The organism is Pseudomonas sp. NFACC41-3 (assembly GCF_900109505.1).
GTDB lineage: Bacteria > Pseudomonadota > Gammaproteobacteria > Pseudomonadales > Pseudomonadaceae > Aquipseudomonas > Aquipseudomonas chlororaphis.
In genome coordinates, this window is the sequence record NZ_FOAE01000001.1 from 1,499,567 (window position 1) to 1,515,644 (window position 16,078).

Genomic DNA, 16,078 nt, shown 5'->3' on the forward strand with positions numbered 1-16,078 from the left:
AAGCGCATCGGCTACAGGCAAGCATCAGCGGTCCCGGGCCAATACCCGCTCCAGGGTACGGGTCACGCCGTCGTCGCGCAGGCTGGTGTAGCAGCGTTCGAAGGCTTCGACAAAGGCGGGCGAGTTGGGGATGGCGCTGCCGAAGATCTCCTCGACCGCTAACAATCGCTGGCTGATCAGTGCGTCGTCCGCCACCAGCGCCTGGCAGAACGCGGCGCGCGGGTCGGGAATGCGGTAGGTCTCGCCGTTTTCGTCCACGCCCTTGAGGTACCGGGCCCAGGCGGCGACCACCAGCGCGGCGCGCTCGGTGTCGCGGCCATCGGCGATCAGGCGGTTGAGGGTCGGCACGCTGAACTTGGGCAGCTTCGATGAGCCGTCGGAGCAGACCCGTTCCAACTGGTCGGCAATCGCCCGATTGGAGAAACGCGCCACCAGGGTGTCCTTGTAGTCGTCCAGGTCGATGCCCGGCACCGGCGCCAGCTGCGGGGTCACGTCCAGGTCCATGTAGGCGCGCATATAGGTGACGAACAGCGGGTCGGCCATGGTCTCGTGGACAAAGCGATAACCCTTGAGGAAACCCAGGTAGGTCAGGGCCAGGTGGCTGCCGTTGAGCAGCTTGATCTTCATCTCCTCATAGGGCGTGACGTCGTCGGTGAATTGCACGCCGACCTTTTCCCAGGCCGGCCGGCCGCTAACGAACTTGTCTTCCAGCACCCATTGCGCAAAGGGCTCGCAGACCACCGGCCAGGCGTCGTCGATGCCGTGCTGGTCGTGCAACTGCAGGCGGTGGGCGGTGCTGGTCATCGGCGTGATGCGGTCGACCATGGCATTGGGGAAACTGACGTTGGCGGCGATCCAGTCGCGCAGCTCGGTGTCGCGCTGCCCGGCGAAGGCCAGCAGCGCCTTGCGGGTCACCGCGCCGTTGTGTGGCAGGTTATCGCAGGACATCAGGGTAAAGGCCGGGACCCCGGCCGCCCGGCGCTGGGCCAGGGCCGCGCAGAGAAAGCCGAACACGGTCTGCGGCTGCTGCGGGTGGGCCAGGTCGTGCTGGATCTGCGGCAGATGGGCCATGAACTCGCCGCTGCTGTCGTCGATGCAGTAACCGCCCTCGGTGATGGTCAGCGAGACGATGCGGATCTGCGGGTCGGCCAGTTTGTCGATCAGCGCCCGGGCGCCGTCCTCGGCCAGCAGCATGTCGCTAATGGCGCCGATCACCCGAACTTCGGCGGCGTCGCTGTCGCCCAGCTCGAACAGGGTGAACAGGTAGTCCTGGCCGGCCAGGTCGTCGCGGGCGCGGCGGTCCTCGGCGCGCAGGCCGACCCCGCAGATGCTCCAGTCCAGGCCTTCGCCGGTGTTCATCAGGGCATCGGTGTAGTAGGCCTGGTGCGCCCGGTGGAAACCGCCCACGCCGATATGCACCATGCCTTGTCGGGTCTCGGCCAGGTCGTAGGCGGGCAGGCGGACTTCAGGGGCCAGGCGGTGGAGGTTGTGTCGGTTCAGTTTCATCGTTCGGTTCTCGTTCAGGCGGCGGCGCGCAGCGGCCTGGCCACGGCCACGCCGTCGGCATCGAAGAGGTGGCAGTGTTCGGCGTCCAGGTTCAGGCTCAGCTGCTGGCCATAGGCGCTGGCCAGGTCGCCGCGGATGCGCATCGTCAGGGCTTCGCCGGAGGTGGTGACGACGTGGCAGAAGGTGTCGCTGCCCAGGCGTTCGCTGACGTCGGCGGTGACCTGCAGGGTGCAGTCGCCGGGCCGGGCCAGCTCCAGGTGTTCGGGACGAATGCCCAGGGTCACCGGGCTGTCGACGCTCAAGTGGGCGCCGCTCTGCGGCAACTGGATACGGGTGCCGGCCTCCAGCTGCACCTCGCAGCCCTGGCCATCGACCCGGCTCAGCCGGCCCTTGAGAAAGCCCATCTTCGGCGTGCCGAGGAAGCCGGCGACAAACAGGTTGGCCGGGCTGTGGTACAGCTCCAGCGGCGAGCCCACCTGTTCCACGCGCCCGCCGTTGAGCACCACCACCTTGTCGGCCAGGGTCATGGCTTCGACCTGGTCGTGGGTCACGTAGATCATGGTCGCCTGCAGCTCTTTATGCAGGCGCGCCAGCTCCAGGCGCATCTGCACCCGCAGCGCCGCGTCGAGGTTGGACAGCGGCTCGTCGAACAGGAAGATCTTCGGGTTGCGCACGATTGCCCGGCCGATGGCCACGCGCTGGCGCTGGCCGCCGGACAGTTGCTTGGGCTTGCGCTCGAGCATCGGCCCCAGTTCGAGGATGCGCGCCGCTTCGTCGACCTTCTGTTGCACCTCGGCTTTCGGCACGCCGGCCAGGTCCAGGGCAAAGGACATGTTCTTGCGCACGCTCATGTGCGGGTACAGGGCGTAGGTCTGGAACACCATGGCCAGGTCGCGCTTGGCCGGGCTGACCTCGGTGATGTCGCGGCCATCGAGTTCGATGGTGCCGCCGCTGACTTCCTCCAGGCCGGCGATCAGCCGCAGCAGGGTGGACTTGCCGCAGCCCGAGGGGCCGACGAAGACCACGAACTCCTTGTCGCGCACCTCCAGGTCGATGCCTTTGATGATGGAAAAACCTTCGAAGCCTTTTTGCAGGTTGTTGATTTTCAGGTTGGCCATGACGGGCCTCCATGTTTCTGAATGTCGGTGTAGCCGCTGCCGCAGGCTGCGATAGGCACCGCAGGGGCCTCGGCGTCTGTGCGATCGCTGGCGAGCCTGCGGCTCGATCGCAGCCTTCGGCAGCGGCTACAGGGTTCGATGTTTATTTCACGGCGCCGAAGGACAGGCCGCGCACCAGCTGTTTCTGACTGATCCAGCCGAAGATCAGGATCGGCGCGCAGGCCAGGGTCGAGACCGCCGAGAGCTTGGCCCAGAACAGCCCTTCGGGGCTGGAGTAGGAGGCGATCAGCGCGGTCAGCGGCGCGGCGTTGGACGAGGTCAGGTTCAGCGACCAGAACGCCTCGTTCCAGCACAGGATCAGCGACAGCAGCACGGTGGAGGCCAGCCCGCCCTTGGCGATCGGCAGCAGCACCCGGAGCATTTCCTGGCCCAGGGTCGCGCCGTCCAGGCGCGCGGCCTCGAGGATGTCCCGGGGGATGTCCTTGAAGTAGGTGTAAATCATCCAGACCACGATCGGCAGGTTGATCAGGGTGTAGATCGCGATCAGCGCGATGCGCGTGTCCAGCAGGCCAAAGCTCTTGGCCAGCAGGTAGATCGGCATCAGCACGCCCACCGGCGGCAGCATCTTGGTCGACAGCATCCACAGCAGGGTGCGCTTGGTATTGCGGGTCTCGTAAAAGGCCATGGAGTAGGCCGCCGGCACCGCGATCAGCAGGCACAGGGCGGTGGCGCTGAAGGAGATCACCACCGAGTTCCAGGCGAAGGCGAAGTAGTTGCTGCGCTCGTTGATGTGCAGGTAATTCTCCAGCGTCGGCGTGAAGATGAACTGCGGCGGCGTGGCGAAGGCGTCGATTTCGCTCTTGAAGCTGGTCAGCAGCATCCAGAAGATCGGGAAGAAGATCAGGATGGCGATGGCCCAGGCCAGGGTGCCGAGCAGCAGGCTTTGCAGGCGGCGGGATTGTTGCAGGGTCATGGCGCGCACCTCAGGGCTTGTCAGTCAGGTTTTTGCCGAGCATCCGTACCAGGACGATCGCGGCGATATTGGCGATGACCACGGCGATCAGGCCGCCGGCCGAGGCCATGCCGACGTCGAACTGCACCAGCGCCTGGTTGTAGATCAGGTAGGCGAGGTTGGTCGAGGCGTAGCCCGGGCCACCGTTGGTGGTGGTGAAGATTTCGGCGAACACCGAGAGCAGGAAGATGGTCTCGATCATCACCACCACCGCGATCGGCCGCGCCAGGTGCGGCAGGGTCAGGTGCCAGAAGATCGCGATGGCCCCGGCGCCATCCAGGCGCGCGGCTTCCTTCTGTTCCTGGTCCAGCGACTGCATGGCGGTCATCAGGATCAGGATCGCGAACGGCAGCCACTGCCACGAGACAATGATGATGATCGACAGCAGCGGGTAGTGGGCCAGCCAGTCCACCGGCTGGGCGCCGAACAGCTTCCACACGGCGGCGAGAATCCCCGACACCGGGTGGAAGATCAGGTTCTTCCAGATCAGCGCGCCCACCGTGGGCATGATGAAGAACGGCGAGATCAGCAGCACCCGGACAATGCCGCGGCCAAGGAACTCGCTGGCCTCCAGCAGGGCGCTGATCAGCACCCCGAACACCACGCTGATCAGCAGCACGCTGCCCACCAGCAACAGGGTGTTGGCGGCCCCGGGCAGGAAGCCCGAGTCGGTGAGGAAGTAGCTGAAGTTCTCCAGGCCGACGAACTGGTTCTCGCCGGGGTACAGCAGGTTGTAGCGGATCAGCGAGAAGTACAGGGTCATGCCCAGGGGCACGATCATCCACAGCAGCAACAGCGCCACCGAGGGGCTGACCAGGAACCAGCCGGGGTTGAGCAGGCGGCGCTTGCGCGCGGCCTGGGGCATTTGCAGATGAGCATTGGCAGTCGAGGTATTCATGGCGATCACAACCGTTCAGGTGCGCGTAACGCGATTCCCTGTAGGAGCGAGCTTGCTCGCGATGGCCGTCAACGATAACGCGCCCAACCTGGGTGAATGCGGTGTCTTGACGTTCTTCGCGAGCAAGCTCGCTCCTACAGGTTTTGGGGATTACTTGGGGTAGCCGGCGCGTTTCATTTCGCGTTCGGTGGTCTGCTGGGCGGCGGCCAGGGCCTGGTCGACCGTGGTCTGGCCGATCAGCGCGGCGGAGAACAATTTGCCGACCTGAGTGCCGATGGCCTGGAACTCGGGGATGGTCACCAGCTGGATACCGATATAGGGCACCGGCTTGAGGGTCGGCCTGGTCGGGTCGGCGACTTTCAGCGACTCCAGGGTCACCCTGGCGAACGGCGCGGCCTGCATATAGGCCTCGCTGTAGGTGGAGGCGCGGGTGCCTGGCGGTACGTTGGCGATGCCGTCTTTCGCGGCGACCAGGGCCCCGTATTCCTTGGAGGTGGCCCAGGTGGCGAAGGTCCGCGCGGCGTCCTTGGCCTTGGAGCTGGTGGGGATCGCCAGCGCCCAGGAGTACATCCAGGCGCTGCCCTTGTCGGTCACCTGCCGCGGCGCGTAGGTAAAGCCGACGTGTTCGCTGACCTTGCTCTGCGACTTGTCGGTGACGAAGGAACCGGCGACGCTGGCGTCGACCCAGATCGCGCACTTGCCGCTGTTGAACAGCGCCAGGTTCTCGTTGAAACCGTTGCTGGAGGCGCCGGGCGGGCCGGCCTTTTTCATGGTATCGACGTAGAAGGCCAGGGCGTTTTTCCATTCCGGCCCGGTGAATTCCGGCTGCCACTGCTCATTGAACCAGCGCGCGCCGAAACCGTTGGCCAGGGTGGTGATCAGGGCCATGTTCTCGCCCCAGCCGGCCTTGCCGCGCAGGCAGATGCCGTACTGTTCCTGCTCGGGTTTGTTGAGCTTGCCGGCGAACTCGCCGATCTGTTCCCAGGTCGGGTGTTCGGGCATGACCAGGCCGGCGTCCTTGAACAGGTCGGTGCGGTAGTAGGTCATCGAGCTTTCGGCGTAGAACGGCAGGGCGTACAGCGTGCCCTTGGCCGACAGGCCTTCGCGGACCGAGGGGAAGATGTCCTGCAGGTCATAGGCGGCGGGCAGGTCCTGCATCGGTTGCAGCCAGCCCTTGGCGCCCCACAGTGCGGCTTCGTACATGCCGATGGTCAGTACGTCGAACTGCCCGCCCTGGGTGGCGATATCGGTGGTCAGGCGCTGGCGCAGCACGTTCTCTTCGAGCACCACCCAGTTCAGCTTGATGTCCGGATGCTCGCTCTCGAAGGCTTTCGAGAGTTTCTGCATGCGAATCATGTCGCTGTTGTTGACGGTGGCGATGGTCACGGTCTGGGCGCCGAGGCTGACGCCGCTTAAGGTCATGCAGGTGGTGACGAGCAGGGCTTTGATGCAGGGTTTCATCGTGCACTCCTCTTCCGGGCCCGGTGGGCGGCAGAAGGACGGTTATTGTTGTTGTGTCTTCCGGATGCTGGGAAGAATGTGGGGCTGATTACAGCCCTCAACGACCGAGCTGACAAATCATCCCTGACACTCGAATCGATACTTTTTTGCACTGCGATGAAAGCCTTCGCCCGGCGCAAGCCGCCATGGGTCAAGGATTCGCCCGTTCGGGCCGGGTAAAACCGGGGAGATTGCGTATTGGTTTTTTTGCCTGACGGCCTGGGCCGGAGAACGGCGAGAAGGTGCCGATGACAGCGGCGAAGCCCTGGTCGACCGGGGCTTCGCACTGAGGGGAGGGGTCAGAAGGTGTAGGTGGCCGACATAATCGCCGCGCGGGCGTCGCCGTATTCGATGGCCGAGGAGCGTGTCGTCGAGCCGCTCTGCTGGCGCACCCGTTCCACGTAGTCCTTGTCGAACAGGTTATTGACGTTCAACTGCAGGTCGAGGTTGTGGTTGACCTTGTAGCCGAGCATGGCGTTGTGCACCCAGTAGGCGTCCAGCTTGGCGCGGGTACTGGAGCTGACATTGCGCTCGCTGACATAGCGAGTGCCGTAACCCAGGGTCCAGCCGGCCGGTAGTTCATAGGTGGTCCACAGGTTGAGCGAGCGCGGCGGCGTGTTGCCCAGGGCCTGGCCCTTGCGCGCGATGCCCGAGGCGGTGTTCGCCGCGTTGAGGATTTCGCTGTCGAGGAAGGTGTAGTTGGCGAACACATCCCACTGCTCGCTGACATGCCCGGTGACGCCGACTTCCACACCTTGCACCCGCTGCTTGCCGGCCAGTTGGGTCGAACCGTCGGCCATGGTTTCCCGGGCGTTGCTCTTCTCTACGCGAAACAGCGCGGCGTCCAGCTCCAGGCGCTTGTCCAGCAGCTCCCACTTGGTGCCCAGTTCCCAGGTTTCGTTCTTCTCCGGCGCTAGGTCCTGGTTGCCCTTGCTCAAGCCGCCGCCGGTGGAGGCCAGGTTCTCGGCGGAAGGGTTGAAGGAGTTGCCCCAGGCGGCATAGATACGCCCGTTCTCGGTCGGCTTGAACACCAGCCCGGTGCGCGCGCTGGCCTTGTTCGTGTCCGAGGCCAGGCTGTCGTTTTTCACATGGCTGGCCGAGTACTTGTCGACGTCGCCCTTGATCTTGTCGTAGCGCAGGCCGAGGTTGAGGTCCCAGCGTTCGCTCAGGGCGATGGTGTCGAACAGGTAGTACGCCTGGCCCTTGAGGGTGGTCTCGGTGTAGCCGCTGGTGGCCTTGTTGACCGGGCCGTTCCAGCGCCCGGGCGGGCTGCCCAGGGCGTAGCCGTTGCGCGGATACAGGGCCGTGCTCAGGCCGTGGTTGTAGGTCTTCAGGTCGAGGGTTTCCCGCGACAGCTCCAGGCCCGCCACCAGGTCGTGGCGCATGCCGGCGAACTCGAAGTCGCCGATCAGGTTGGTCTGGTTGATCCACATTTCGGTGGTGGCGTCGCGCCCGTAGGCCTGGGGCCCGGCCGGGCGGTAGCGACCCGCCGGCACGCCGCTGGTGTTGACATGGGACGCCGAGACGACGGTGTCGCGCGCGGTGCGGCTGTAGCGCGTGAGGTTCTGCAGGCGTAACTGGTCGTTGAAGTCATGCTCGAAGTCGGCGGTGAAGGCGTTCTGTTCGATCTCTTCCTTGTCGAGGTTCTTCCAGCCGAAATAGGCGTCGCGCTTGACCCCGGCCAGCTTCTTGCCGTCCAGCGCCGGTACGCCGTAGTCGGGCAGGTTGTCGTCGGTCTGGTGGAAGGCGCTGAGGGTCAGCCGGGTGGCGTCGCTGAAGCCCAGGCGCAACGAGGGCGCGATGCCCCAGCGCTCGCGGTCGATCTTTTCGCGACCGGGCACATCGTTCTGATGGCCCATCAGGTTGATCCGCACCGCACTGTCCTGGCCGACGCCTTCCAGCGGCTGGTTGCTGTCCAGTGTCAGGCGGTAGTAATTGTCGGTGCCGAGGCTGCCGCCCAGACGGGTGAAGGCCTGGTTCTTCGGTTGCTTGCTGACCACGTTGATGCTGCCGCCGGTGGTGCCGGCGCCGCCGAACACCGAGTTTGGGCCCTTGATGACCTCCACCTGCTCGACGTTGAAGGTGTCGGAACGGTTGGTCTGCGCGCTGTCGCGCAGGCCGTCGATCTGCATGTTGCTGTTGGCCGAGAAGCCGCGGATGTTGATGCTGTCCCCCGAGCCGCCACCGCCTTCGCCGGCATTGAAGGTGATGCCGGACACGTTCGACAGCACCTGGCGCAGGCTCAGCGCCTGCTGTTCCTGGATCAGCTTGGGTGGCACCACGGTGATGGTCTGCGGGGTGTCCAGCAGCGGCGCCACGTACTTGGCGGAGGCCGAGCGTTCGGTGCGGGAACCGGGTTGCTCGGCTTCGACCTTGATGTTGTCCAGTTGCAGGGATTTCTGCCGTTCGCCGGCTTCGGCCGCGCCGGCGCAGGAGGCCAGGGCAAGGCCCAGGGTAGAGGCCAGTAGGCGATGGGGTGGCAAGGCAGATGGGGCTTTCGTTTGCATAAGAAACGCTCTCTTTTTGGTGAGAGTGAATCCTATTTGAGATTGATTGCTAAGAACGGCTACGAGGGGGCTATTGCGGCTATCCCGCGAAATTTAGGACGTTTCTCGGTGGAACCCAGTAAAAGTCACCACTGGGTATCGGACGTATGCTGCACTTTAGCCAAAAGCGCTCTGGCTTTTTACCGGTCACTGCCTAAGATGACCGGCCATTTCTTCATGCAGGAAACCGTTCAGCGCGATGTCGGAAAAAGACACCATCTCCATGCAACTGGTGCGCGAAGCGCTGCTGCAAAGCTGCGCCCCGGGTGCCGCCAGCGATGAAGTGCTGCTCAAGGCCGGTATCGACCCGGCCCAGCTGGACGTCAGCGCCGCCCGCGTGCCCGCGCTGGCCTATGCCCGGCTGTGGCGCCTGTTGGCCCGGCGCACGGACGACGAGTTTTTCGGCATGGACCCGCGCAAGCTGAAATCCGGCAGCCTGGCGTTTCTCTGTCGCACCGCTATGGCCCGGCAGAATCTGGCCGCGGGCCTGGAATCCGGGCTGACGTTCCTGTCGCTGATGCTCGAACAACTGCCGGCCCAACTGGTGCGCCAGCAGAGCCTGGCGGAGATCGTCCTGCTGGAGGACGAGCAGGCGCCGCGCCGCGCCTTCACCTATTTCACCTACTGGATGATCGTCCACGGCGTGGCTTGCTGGCTGGCCGGGCGGCGCATTCCGATCCTGGCCATCGAGCTGCGCTGCCCGGAACCGGATTTCTGCGACGACTACCAGGTGATGTTCTCGCAGAACCTGCGCTTCGACCGACCCCGCACGCGGATGATCATTGCCGCCGACTGCCTGGATCTGCCGATCAAGCGCAGTGACGAGGAGCTCAAGCGCTTCCTGGCCCAGGCGCCGGCCAACATCCTGGTCAAATACCGCGACCCGCAGAGCCTGGCCAGCCGCATCAAGCATGACCTGCGCCAGCTGCCCGCCGCGCAGTGGCCGGAAACCGAGAGCCTGGCCCACAGCCTATGCATGTCGGCCTCGACCCTGCGCCGCCGCCTGGCGGAAGAAGGGCAGACCTACCAGGGCCTCAAGGACGGGGTGCGCAAGGAACTGGCGATCGCCTGGCTGGCCGAGCCGCAGATCAGCTTCACGGAAATCGCCAGCCGCCTGGGCTTCGCCGACGCCAGCTCGTTCTACAAGGCCTTTCGCAAATGGTCCGGTTCCAACCCCGGACACTATCGCAGCCTGATCCTCAACGACCCGACCTGAGCGCCTCCCATCGATGTAGCCGCTGGCGCAGCCTGCGATCAACCGGAACGGTCGCAAAGGCGTGCAGCGCGGTGTCTCTGATGCACCGCGTCAAGGCTGATAGCGAGTCCTGCGGCCTCGATCGCAGCCTGCGGCAGCGGCTACGGGGAACCTGGGTAGCCGCTGCCGAGCAGCGCGAGGCTGCGATCGGCAACGCAGTTGCCGCGAAACCTGGGCCTGCCGTGCGTCAGGCAGAACGCGTCGCCCGGCTTGCGACCGCTGCGCAACCTCGCAGGCTCAGCAGCGGCCACACCGATTCCTGTAGCCGCTGCCGAGCAGCGCGAGGCTGCGACCGGCAACGCAGTTGCCGCGAAACCTGAGCTTGCGGTGCGTCAGGCAAAACGCGTCGCCCGGCTTGCGACCGCTGCGCGGTCGAACGCAGCCTCGCAGGCTCGGCAGCGGCTACAGGGGCTTGGTCGCCATGGGATTCTTGGCCAAACCAGTCACGCAACTTGAAAGCTTTGACCATTGTCCCGCCCGGGCCGTGGCGCCAGTATTTGCCCGATGTCTTTGTGGTTCCCATTGGTTCCCATCCTAATAAGAACAGCGAGGGATTCTGGCAATGCGCGATTACCTGTCTGCCACGGCACACTTCAATTATCAGCACACCGTCGACGCGGCCCTGCACGGCTCCTTGTCGGCCCTCAATGCCTGCGTCGAATGCTGTGACCGGCACGCCTTGCCGGGGCGCATCGCGCTGTTCTGGGAGGGCCGCGACGGCAGTAGCGCGACCTATACCTTCAGCGAGTTGCAGGACCAGGCCGCGCGTTTCGCCAACTTCCTGCTGGCCCAGGGCGTGGGCCAGGGCGACAAGGTCGCCGGCCTGCTGCCGCGCAACGTCGAACTGTTGATCGCGGTACTCGCCACCTGGCGCATCGGCGCGGTCTACCAGCCGCTGTTCACCGCCTTCGGCCCCAAGGCCATCGAACACCGCCTGAACAGCTCCGGGGCCAAAGTGGTGGTGACCGACGCGGTCAACCGGCCAAAGCTCAATGAGGTGGCCGACTGCCCGACCATCGTCACGGTCGCGGGCGCCAAGGGCCAGGGCATCGTCCGCGGCGACTTCAGTTTCTGGGCCGAGCTGGGCAATTACCCGGCGCAGTGCGAGCCCGTGCTGCTGACCGGCGAAGACCCGTTCCTGCTGATGTTCACCTCCGGCACCACCGGCCCGTCCAAAGCCCTGTACGTACCGCTCAAGGCCATCGTCGCGTTCCAGAGCTACACCCGCGACGCCGTCGACCTACGCCCCGAAGACGCGTTCTGGAACGTCGCCGACCCGGGCTGGGCCTACGGCATCTATTTCGGCGTCACCGGTCCGCTGGGCCTGGGCCACCCGATCACCTTCTACGATGGGCCCTTCACCCTGGAAAGCACCTGCCGGGTGATCAACAAGTACGGGATCAGCAACCTCACCGGTTCGCCGACCGCGTATCGCCTGTTGATCGCCGGCGGCGACGAGTTCGCCCGCTCGATCAAGGGCAAGCTGCGCATCGTCAGCAGCGCCGGCGAGCCGCTGAACCCGGAGGTGATCCGCTGGTTCGCCGACAACCTTGGCGTGGTGATCCACGACCATTACGGCCAGACCGAGCTGGGCATGGTCCTGTGCAACCACCATGGCCTGGAGCACCCGGTGCATGTCGGCGCGGCCGGTTTCGCCTCGCCCGGCCACCGCATCGTGGTGCTCGACGAGCAGCACCAGGAACTGTCGGTGGGCCAGCCGGGGATCCTCGCCATCGACCGCAGCCAGTCGCCGATGTGCTGGTTCAACGGCTACCACGGCGTGGTGACCAAGGCCTTCGTCGGCAATTACTACCTCAGCGGCGACACCGTGGAGCTGAACCCGGACGGCAGCATCAGCTTCGTCGGGCGCAGCGACGATGTGATCACCACCTCGGGTTACCGGGTCGGCCCGTTCGACGTGGAAAGCGCGCTGATCGAGCACCCGGCGGTGGTCGAAGCGGCGGTGATCGGCAAGCCCGATCCGGAGCGCACCGAGCTGGTCAAAGCCTTCGTCGTGCTCAGTCCGCAGTACCGCGCCGCACCGGAGCTGGCCGAAGAGCTGCGCCAGCATGTGCGCAAACGCCTGGCCGCGCACTCGTACCCCCGTGAAATCGAATTTGTCAGCGAATTGCCGAAAACCCCAAGCGGCAAGTTGCAGCGCTTCATCCTGCGCAACCAGGAAATCGCCAAGGCTCAAGAGGCCGCGGCGCACAAGGCTTCGGCCTGAATTACCCAGGAACTCATGATGCACATCGAAAACAAGGTTTTTCTCGTCAGCGGCGGCGCTTCCGGTCTCGGCGCGGCCACCGCGCAGATGCTGGTCAAGGCCGGCGCCCAGGTGATGCTGGTGGACCTCAACGTCGAGGCGGTGCAAGCCCAGGCGCAGTTGCTCGGCTGCCGGAGCACGGTCGCCGATATCACTGACGAAGCGGCCGCCGAAGCGGCGGTGCAGGCCACGCTCAAGGCGTTCGGCGGCTTGCACGGGCTGGTCAACTGCGCCGGCATCGTGCGCGGCGAGAAGATCCTCGGCAAGCACGGCCCCCATGCCCTGGCCAGCTTCAGCCAGGTGATCAACGTCAACCTGATCGGCAGCTTCAACCTGATGCGCCTGGCCGCGGCGGCGATTGCCGAAGGCGAGCCGAACGCCGACGGCGAGCGTGGGGTGATCATCAACACCGCCTCGGCGGCGGCCTTCGACGGGCAGATCGGCCAGGCCGCCTATGCCGCGTCCAAGGGCGCCATCGCCAGCCTGACCCTGCCGGCCGCCCGCGAACTGGCGCGCTTCGGCATCCGGGTGATGACCATCGCCCCGGGCATTTTCGAAACCCCGATGATGGCCGGCATGAGCGACGAAGTCCGCGCGTCCCTGGCCGCCGGCGTGCCGTTCCCGCCACGCCTGGGCAAGCCGGACGAGTACGCCGCCTTGGTCGGGCATATCATTAGCAACAGCATGCTCAACGGCGAGGTGATCCGTCTCGACGGCGCCCTGCGCATGGCAGCCAAGTAAGGAGGACTCCTCATGAACCAAGATCCGATCGTTATCGTCAGCGCCGTCCGCACCCCCATGGGCGGCTTCCAGGGCGAGCTGAAAAGCCTGACCGCGCCGCAGCTCGGCGCCGCCGCGATCCGTGCCGCCGTCGAGCGTGCCGGGGTGGCCAGCGACAGCGTCGATGAAGTGCTGTTCGGCTGCGTGCTGCCGGCCGGTCTCGGCCAGGCGCCGGCCCGCCAGGCGGCGCTGGGCGCCGGGCTGGACAAGGCCACCCGCTGCACCACCCTGAACAAGATGTGCGGCTCCGGCATGGCCGCGACCATCGCCGCCCACGACATGCTGCTGGCCGGCAGCGCCGATGTAGTGATCGCCGGCGGCATGGAAAGCATGTCCAACGCGCCGTACCTGCTGGACCGCGCCCGCAGCGGCTACCGCATGGGCCACGGGCGGGTGCTCGACCACATGTTCCTCGACGGCCTCGAAGACGCCTACGACAAGGGCCGCCTGATGGGCACCTTCGCCGAAGACTGCGCCGAGACCAACGGCTTCAGCCGCGAAGCCCAGGATGCCTTCGCCGTGGCCTCGCTGACCCGCGCCCAGCAGGCGATCAAGGACGGCAGCTTCAAGGCGGAAATCGTGCCGCTGCAGGTCACCGTCGGCAAGGAACAGCAGACCATCAGCGACGATGAACAGCCGCCCAAGGCCAGGCTGGACAAGATCGCCACGCTGAAGCCGGCGTTCCGCGACGGCGGTACCGTCACCGCGGCCAACTCCAGCTCGATCTCCGACGGCGCCGCGGCCCTGGTGCTGATGCGCCGTTCCCAGGCCGAGCAACGGGGCCTCAAGCCGCTGGCGGTGATCCACGGTCACGCGGCGTTCGCCGACACCCCGGGGCTGTTTCCGGTGGCCCCGGTCGGGGCGATCAAGAAACTGATGAAGAAGACCGGCTGGTCGCTGGATCAGGTCGAGCTGTTCGAAATCAACGAAGCCTTTGCCGTGGTCAGCCTGGTCACCATGCAGAAGCTGGAAATCCCCCACGACAAGGTCAACATCCACGGCGGCGCCTGTGCCCTGGGCCATCCGATCGGTGCGTCCGGCGCGCGGATCCTCGTGACCCTGCTCTCGGCCCTGCGCCAGCAAGGCCTGAAGCGCGGCGTCGCGGCCATCTGCATCGGCGGCGGCGAAGCCACGGCCATGGCCGTCGAATGCCTGTATTAAGGAATCACCATGCTGCCTAATGACGAACAACAGCAGATCAGCGACGCGGCCCGACAGTTCGCCCAGGAACGCCTGAAGCCGTTCGCCGCCGAATGGGACCGCGAGCATCGCTTCCCCCGCGAGGCCATCGGCGAGATGGCCGGGCTGGGCTTCTTCGGCATGCTGGTGCCGGAGCAGTGGGGCGGTTGCGACACCGGTTACCTGGCCTATGCCATGGCCCTGGAAGAGATCGCCGCCGGCGACGGCGCCTGCTCGACCATCATGAGCGTGCACAACTCGGTGGGCTGCGTGCCGATCCTCAAGTTCGGCAACGACGAGCAGAAGGAGCGTTTCCTCAAGCCCCTGGCCAGCGGCGCCATGCTCGGCGCCTTCGCCCTGACCGAACCCCAGGCCGGCTCCGACGCCAGCAGCCTGAAAACCCGGGCGCGGCGGGAGGGCGATTATTACGTGCTCAACGGCTGCAAGCAGTTCATCACCTCCGGGCAGAACGCCGGGGTGGTGATCGTGTTCGCGGTGACCGATCCGGCGGCCGGCAAGCGCGGCATCAGCGCCTTTATCGTGCCCACCGACTCGCCGGGCTACAGCGTCGCGCGGGTGGAGGACAAGCTCGGCCAGCACGCCTCCGACACCTGCCAGATCCTCTTCGAGGACGTGAAGGTGCCGCTGGCCAACCGCCTGGGCGAGGAGGGCGAGGGCTACAAGATCGCCCTGGCCAACCTTGAGGGCGGTCGCGTGGGTATCGCCTCGCAATCGGTGGGCATGGCCCGCGCGGCTTTCGAGGCCGCCCGTGACTACGCCCGCGAGCGGCAGAGCTTCGGCAAGCCGATCATCGAGCATCAGGCGGTGGCCTTCCGCCTGGCGGACATGGCCACCCAGATCGCCGTGGCGCGGCAGATGGTGCACTACGCCGCGGCCCTGCGCGACAGCGGCAAGCCAGCGCTGGTGGAGGCGTCGATGGCCAAACTGTTCGCCTCGGAAATGGCCGAGAAGGTCTGTTCCGCCGCCTTGCAAACCCTGGGCGGCTATGGCTACTTGAACGACTTTCCGCTGGAGCGCATCTACCGCGATGTGCGGGTCTGCCAGATCTACGAAGGCACCAGCGACATTCAGCGCATGGTCATTTCGCGCAACCTCTGACTTTTAGCAGGAGCTTGATCCATGAGTTACGAAACCATTCTGTTGGAGATCAAGGACCGCGTCGGCCTGATCACCCTCAACCGCCCGCAGGCGCTGAACGCCCTCAACGCGCAGATCGTCAGCGAGCTGAACCAGGCCCTGGACAGCCTGGAAGCTGATCCACGGATCGGCTGTATCGTCCTCACCGGCTCGAAGAAGGCCTTCGCCGCCGGCGCCGACATCAAGGAAATGGCCGAGCTGACCTACCCGCAGATCTACATGGACGACCTGTTCAGCGACAGCGACCGGGTGGCCAACCGGCGCAAGCCGATCATCGCCGCGGTCAACGGTTTTGCCCTGGGCGGCGGCTGCGAGCTGGCGCTGATGTGCGACTTTATCCTGGCCGGCGACAACGCCAAGTTCGGCCAGCCGGAAATCAACCTCGGCGTGCTGCCGGGCATGGGTGGCACCCAGCGCCTGACCCGCGCCGTGGGCAAGGCCAAGGCCATGGAAATGTGCCTGACCGGGCGTTTTATCGATGCGGTGGAAGCCGAGCGTTGCGGCATCGTCGCGCGCATCGTGCCGGCCGATGAGCTGTTGGACGAGGCGTTGAAAGTCGCGGCGCTGATCGCCGGCAAATCGCTGCCGGTGAGCATGATGATCAAGGAAAGCGTGAACCGCGCCTTCGAAGTCAGCCTCTCGGAAGGCGTGCGTTTCGAGCGCCGGGTGTTCCATGCGGCCTTCGCCACCGAGGATCAGAAGGAAGGCATGGCGGCGTTCATCGCCAAGCGCGAGGCGCAGTTCAAGGACAAATAGTCCGGGTTGTCGCTGCCCATAAAAAATCGCAGCCCTGGCTGCGATTTTTATTTGTGTGGTGTTTGTCCGGACGTTATCGCGGGCAGCGCGTGTGCCTGTAGCCG

The 16,078-nt window shown here is 65.5% G+C and carries 12 protein-coding genes; 6 read left to right on the forward strand and 6 right to left on the reverse strand.

The features are described 5' to 3' along the window. Positions 1 to 24 precede the first annotated feature (24 nt). The 6 genes from BMY68_RS06790 to BMY68_RS06815 form a co-directional block, all read right to left on the reverse strand. Entirely contained in the window at positions 25 to 1,506 is a 1,482-nt protein-coding gene (locus BMY68_RS06790; RefSeq protein ID WP_085530897.1) for a mannitol dehydrogenase family protein, read from the reverse strand. A 14-nt stretch (positions 1,507 to 1,520) separates the two neighbouring features. Beyond that, the gene (ugpC, locus tag BMY68_RS06795) at positions 1,521 to 2,624 is read right to left on the reverse strand and encodes an ABC transporter ATP-binding protein (protein ID WP_062825837.1); all 1,104 of its coding nucleotides are present in this window, start codon (positions 2,622 to 2,624) and stop codon (positions 1,521 to 1,523) included. A gap of 142 nt (positions 2,625 to 2,766) precedes the next feature. After that, the gene (locus BMY68_RS06800) at positions 2,767 to 3,597 is read right to left on the reverse strand and encodes a carbohydrate ABC transporter permease (protein WP_009043804.1); all 831 of its coding nucleotides are present in this window, start codon (positions 3,595 to 3,597) and stop codon (positions 2,767 to 2,769) included. Between the two features lie 10 nt (positions 3,598 to 3,607). Beyond that, positions 3,608 to 4,501: a carbohydrate ABC transporter permease gene (locus BMY68_RS06805; protein ID WP_239694084.1), complete on the reverse strand. Its 894-nt coding sequence runs from the start codon at positions 4,499 to 4,501 to the stop codon at positions 3,608 to 3,610. 183 nt (positions 4,502 to 4,684) lie between these two features. Further along, entirely contained in the window at positions 4,685 to 5,995 is a 1,311-nt protein-coding gene (locus BMY68_RS06810) for an ABC transporter substrate-binding protein (protein WP_085530895.1), read from the reverse strand. Between the two features lie 338 nt (positions 5,996 to 6,333). Then, positions 6,334 to 8,541, reverse strand: coding sequence for a TonB-dependent receptor (locus BMY68_RS06815; RefSeq protein ID WP_085530894.1), 2,208 nt, complete (start codon positions 8,539 to 8,541; stop codon positions 6,334 to 6,336). A 238-nt stretch (positions 8,542 to 8,779) separates the two neighbouring features. Here BMY68_RS06815 and BMY68_RS06820 point away from each other — a divergent pair, with 238 nt between their 5' ends. The 6 genes from BMY68_RS06820 (at position 8,780) to BMY68_RS06845 (ending at position 15,974) form a co-directional block, all read left to right on the forward strand. After that, positions 8,780 to 9,796, forward strand: coding sequence for an AraC family transcriptional regulator (locus BMY68_RS06820; protein ID WP_085530893.1), 1,017 nt, complete (start codon positions 8,780 to 8,782; stop codon positions 9,794 to 9,796). A gap of 601 nt (positions 9,797 to 10,397) precedes the next feature. Continuing rightward, on the forward strand, positions 10,398 to 12,062 hold the full coding sequence (locus BMY68_RS06825; protein ID WP_085530892.1) for an AMP-binding protein: 1,665 nt from the start codon (positions 10,398 to 10,400) through the stop codon (positions 12,060 to 12,062). A gap of 18 nt (positions 12,063 to 12,080) precedes the next feature. Further along, complete coding sequence (locus BMY68_RS06830) at positions 12,081 to 12,842, forward strand: SDR family NAD(P)-dependent oxidoreductase (RefSeq protein WP_085530891.1); 762 nt, start codon at positions 12,081 to 12,083, stop codon at positions 12,840 to 12,842. 12 nt (positions 12,843 to 12,854) lie between these two features. Further along, on the forward strand, positions 12,855 to 14,042 hold the full coding sequence (locus tag BMY68_RS06835; protein ID WP_085530890.1) for an acetyl-CoA C-acyltransferase: 1,188 nt from the start codon (positions 12,855 to 12,857) through the stop codon (positions 14,040 to 14,042). Between the two features lie 9 nt (positions 14,043 to 14,051). Then, a complete protein-coding gene (locus BMY68_RS06840) occupies positions 14,052 to 15,179 on the forward strand; it encodes an acyl-CoA dehydrogenase (RefSeq protein WP_009043812.1) in 1,128 nt (375 codons plus the stop codon). A 21-nt stretch (positions 15,180 to 15,200) separates the two neighbouring features. After that, complete coding sequence (locus tag BMY68_RS06845; protein WP_085530889.1) at positions 15,201 to 15,974, forward strand: enoyl-CoA hydratase; 774 nt, start codon at positions 15,201 to 15,203, stop codon at positions 15,972 to 15,974. The last annotated feature ends 104 nt before the right edge of the window (positions 15,975 to 16,078 follow it).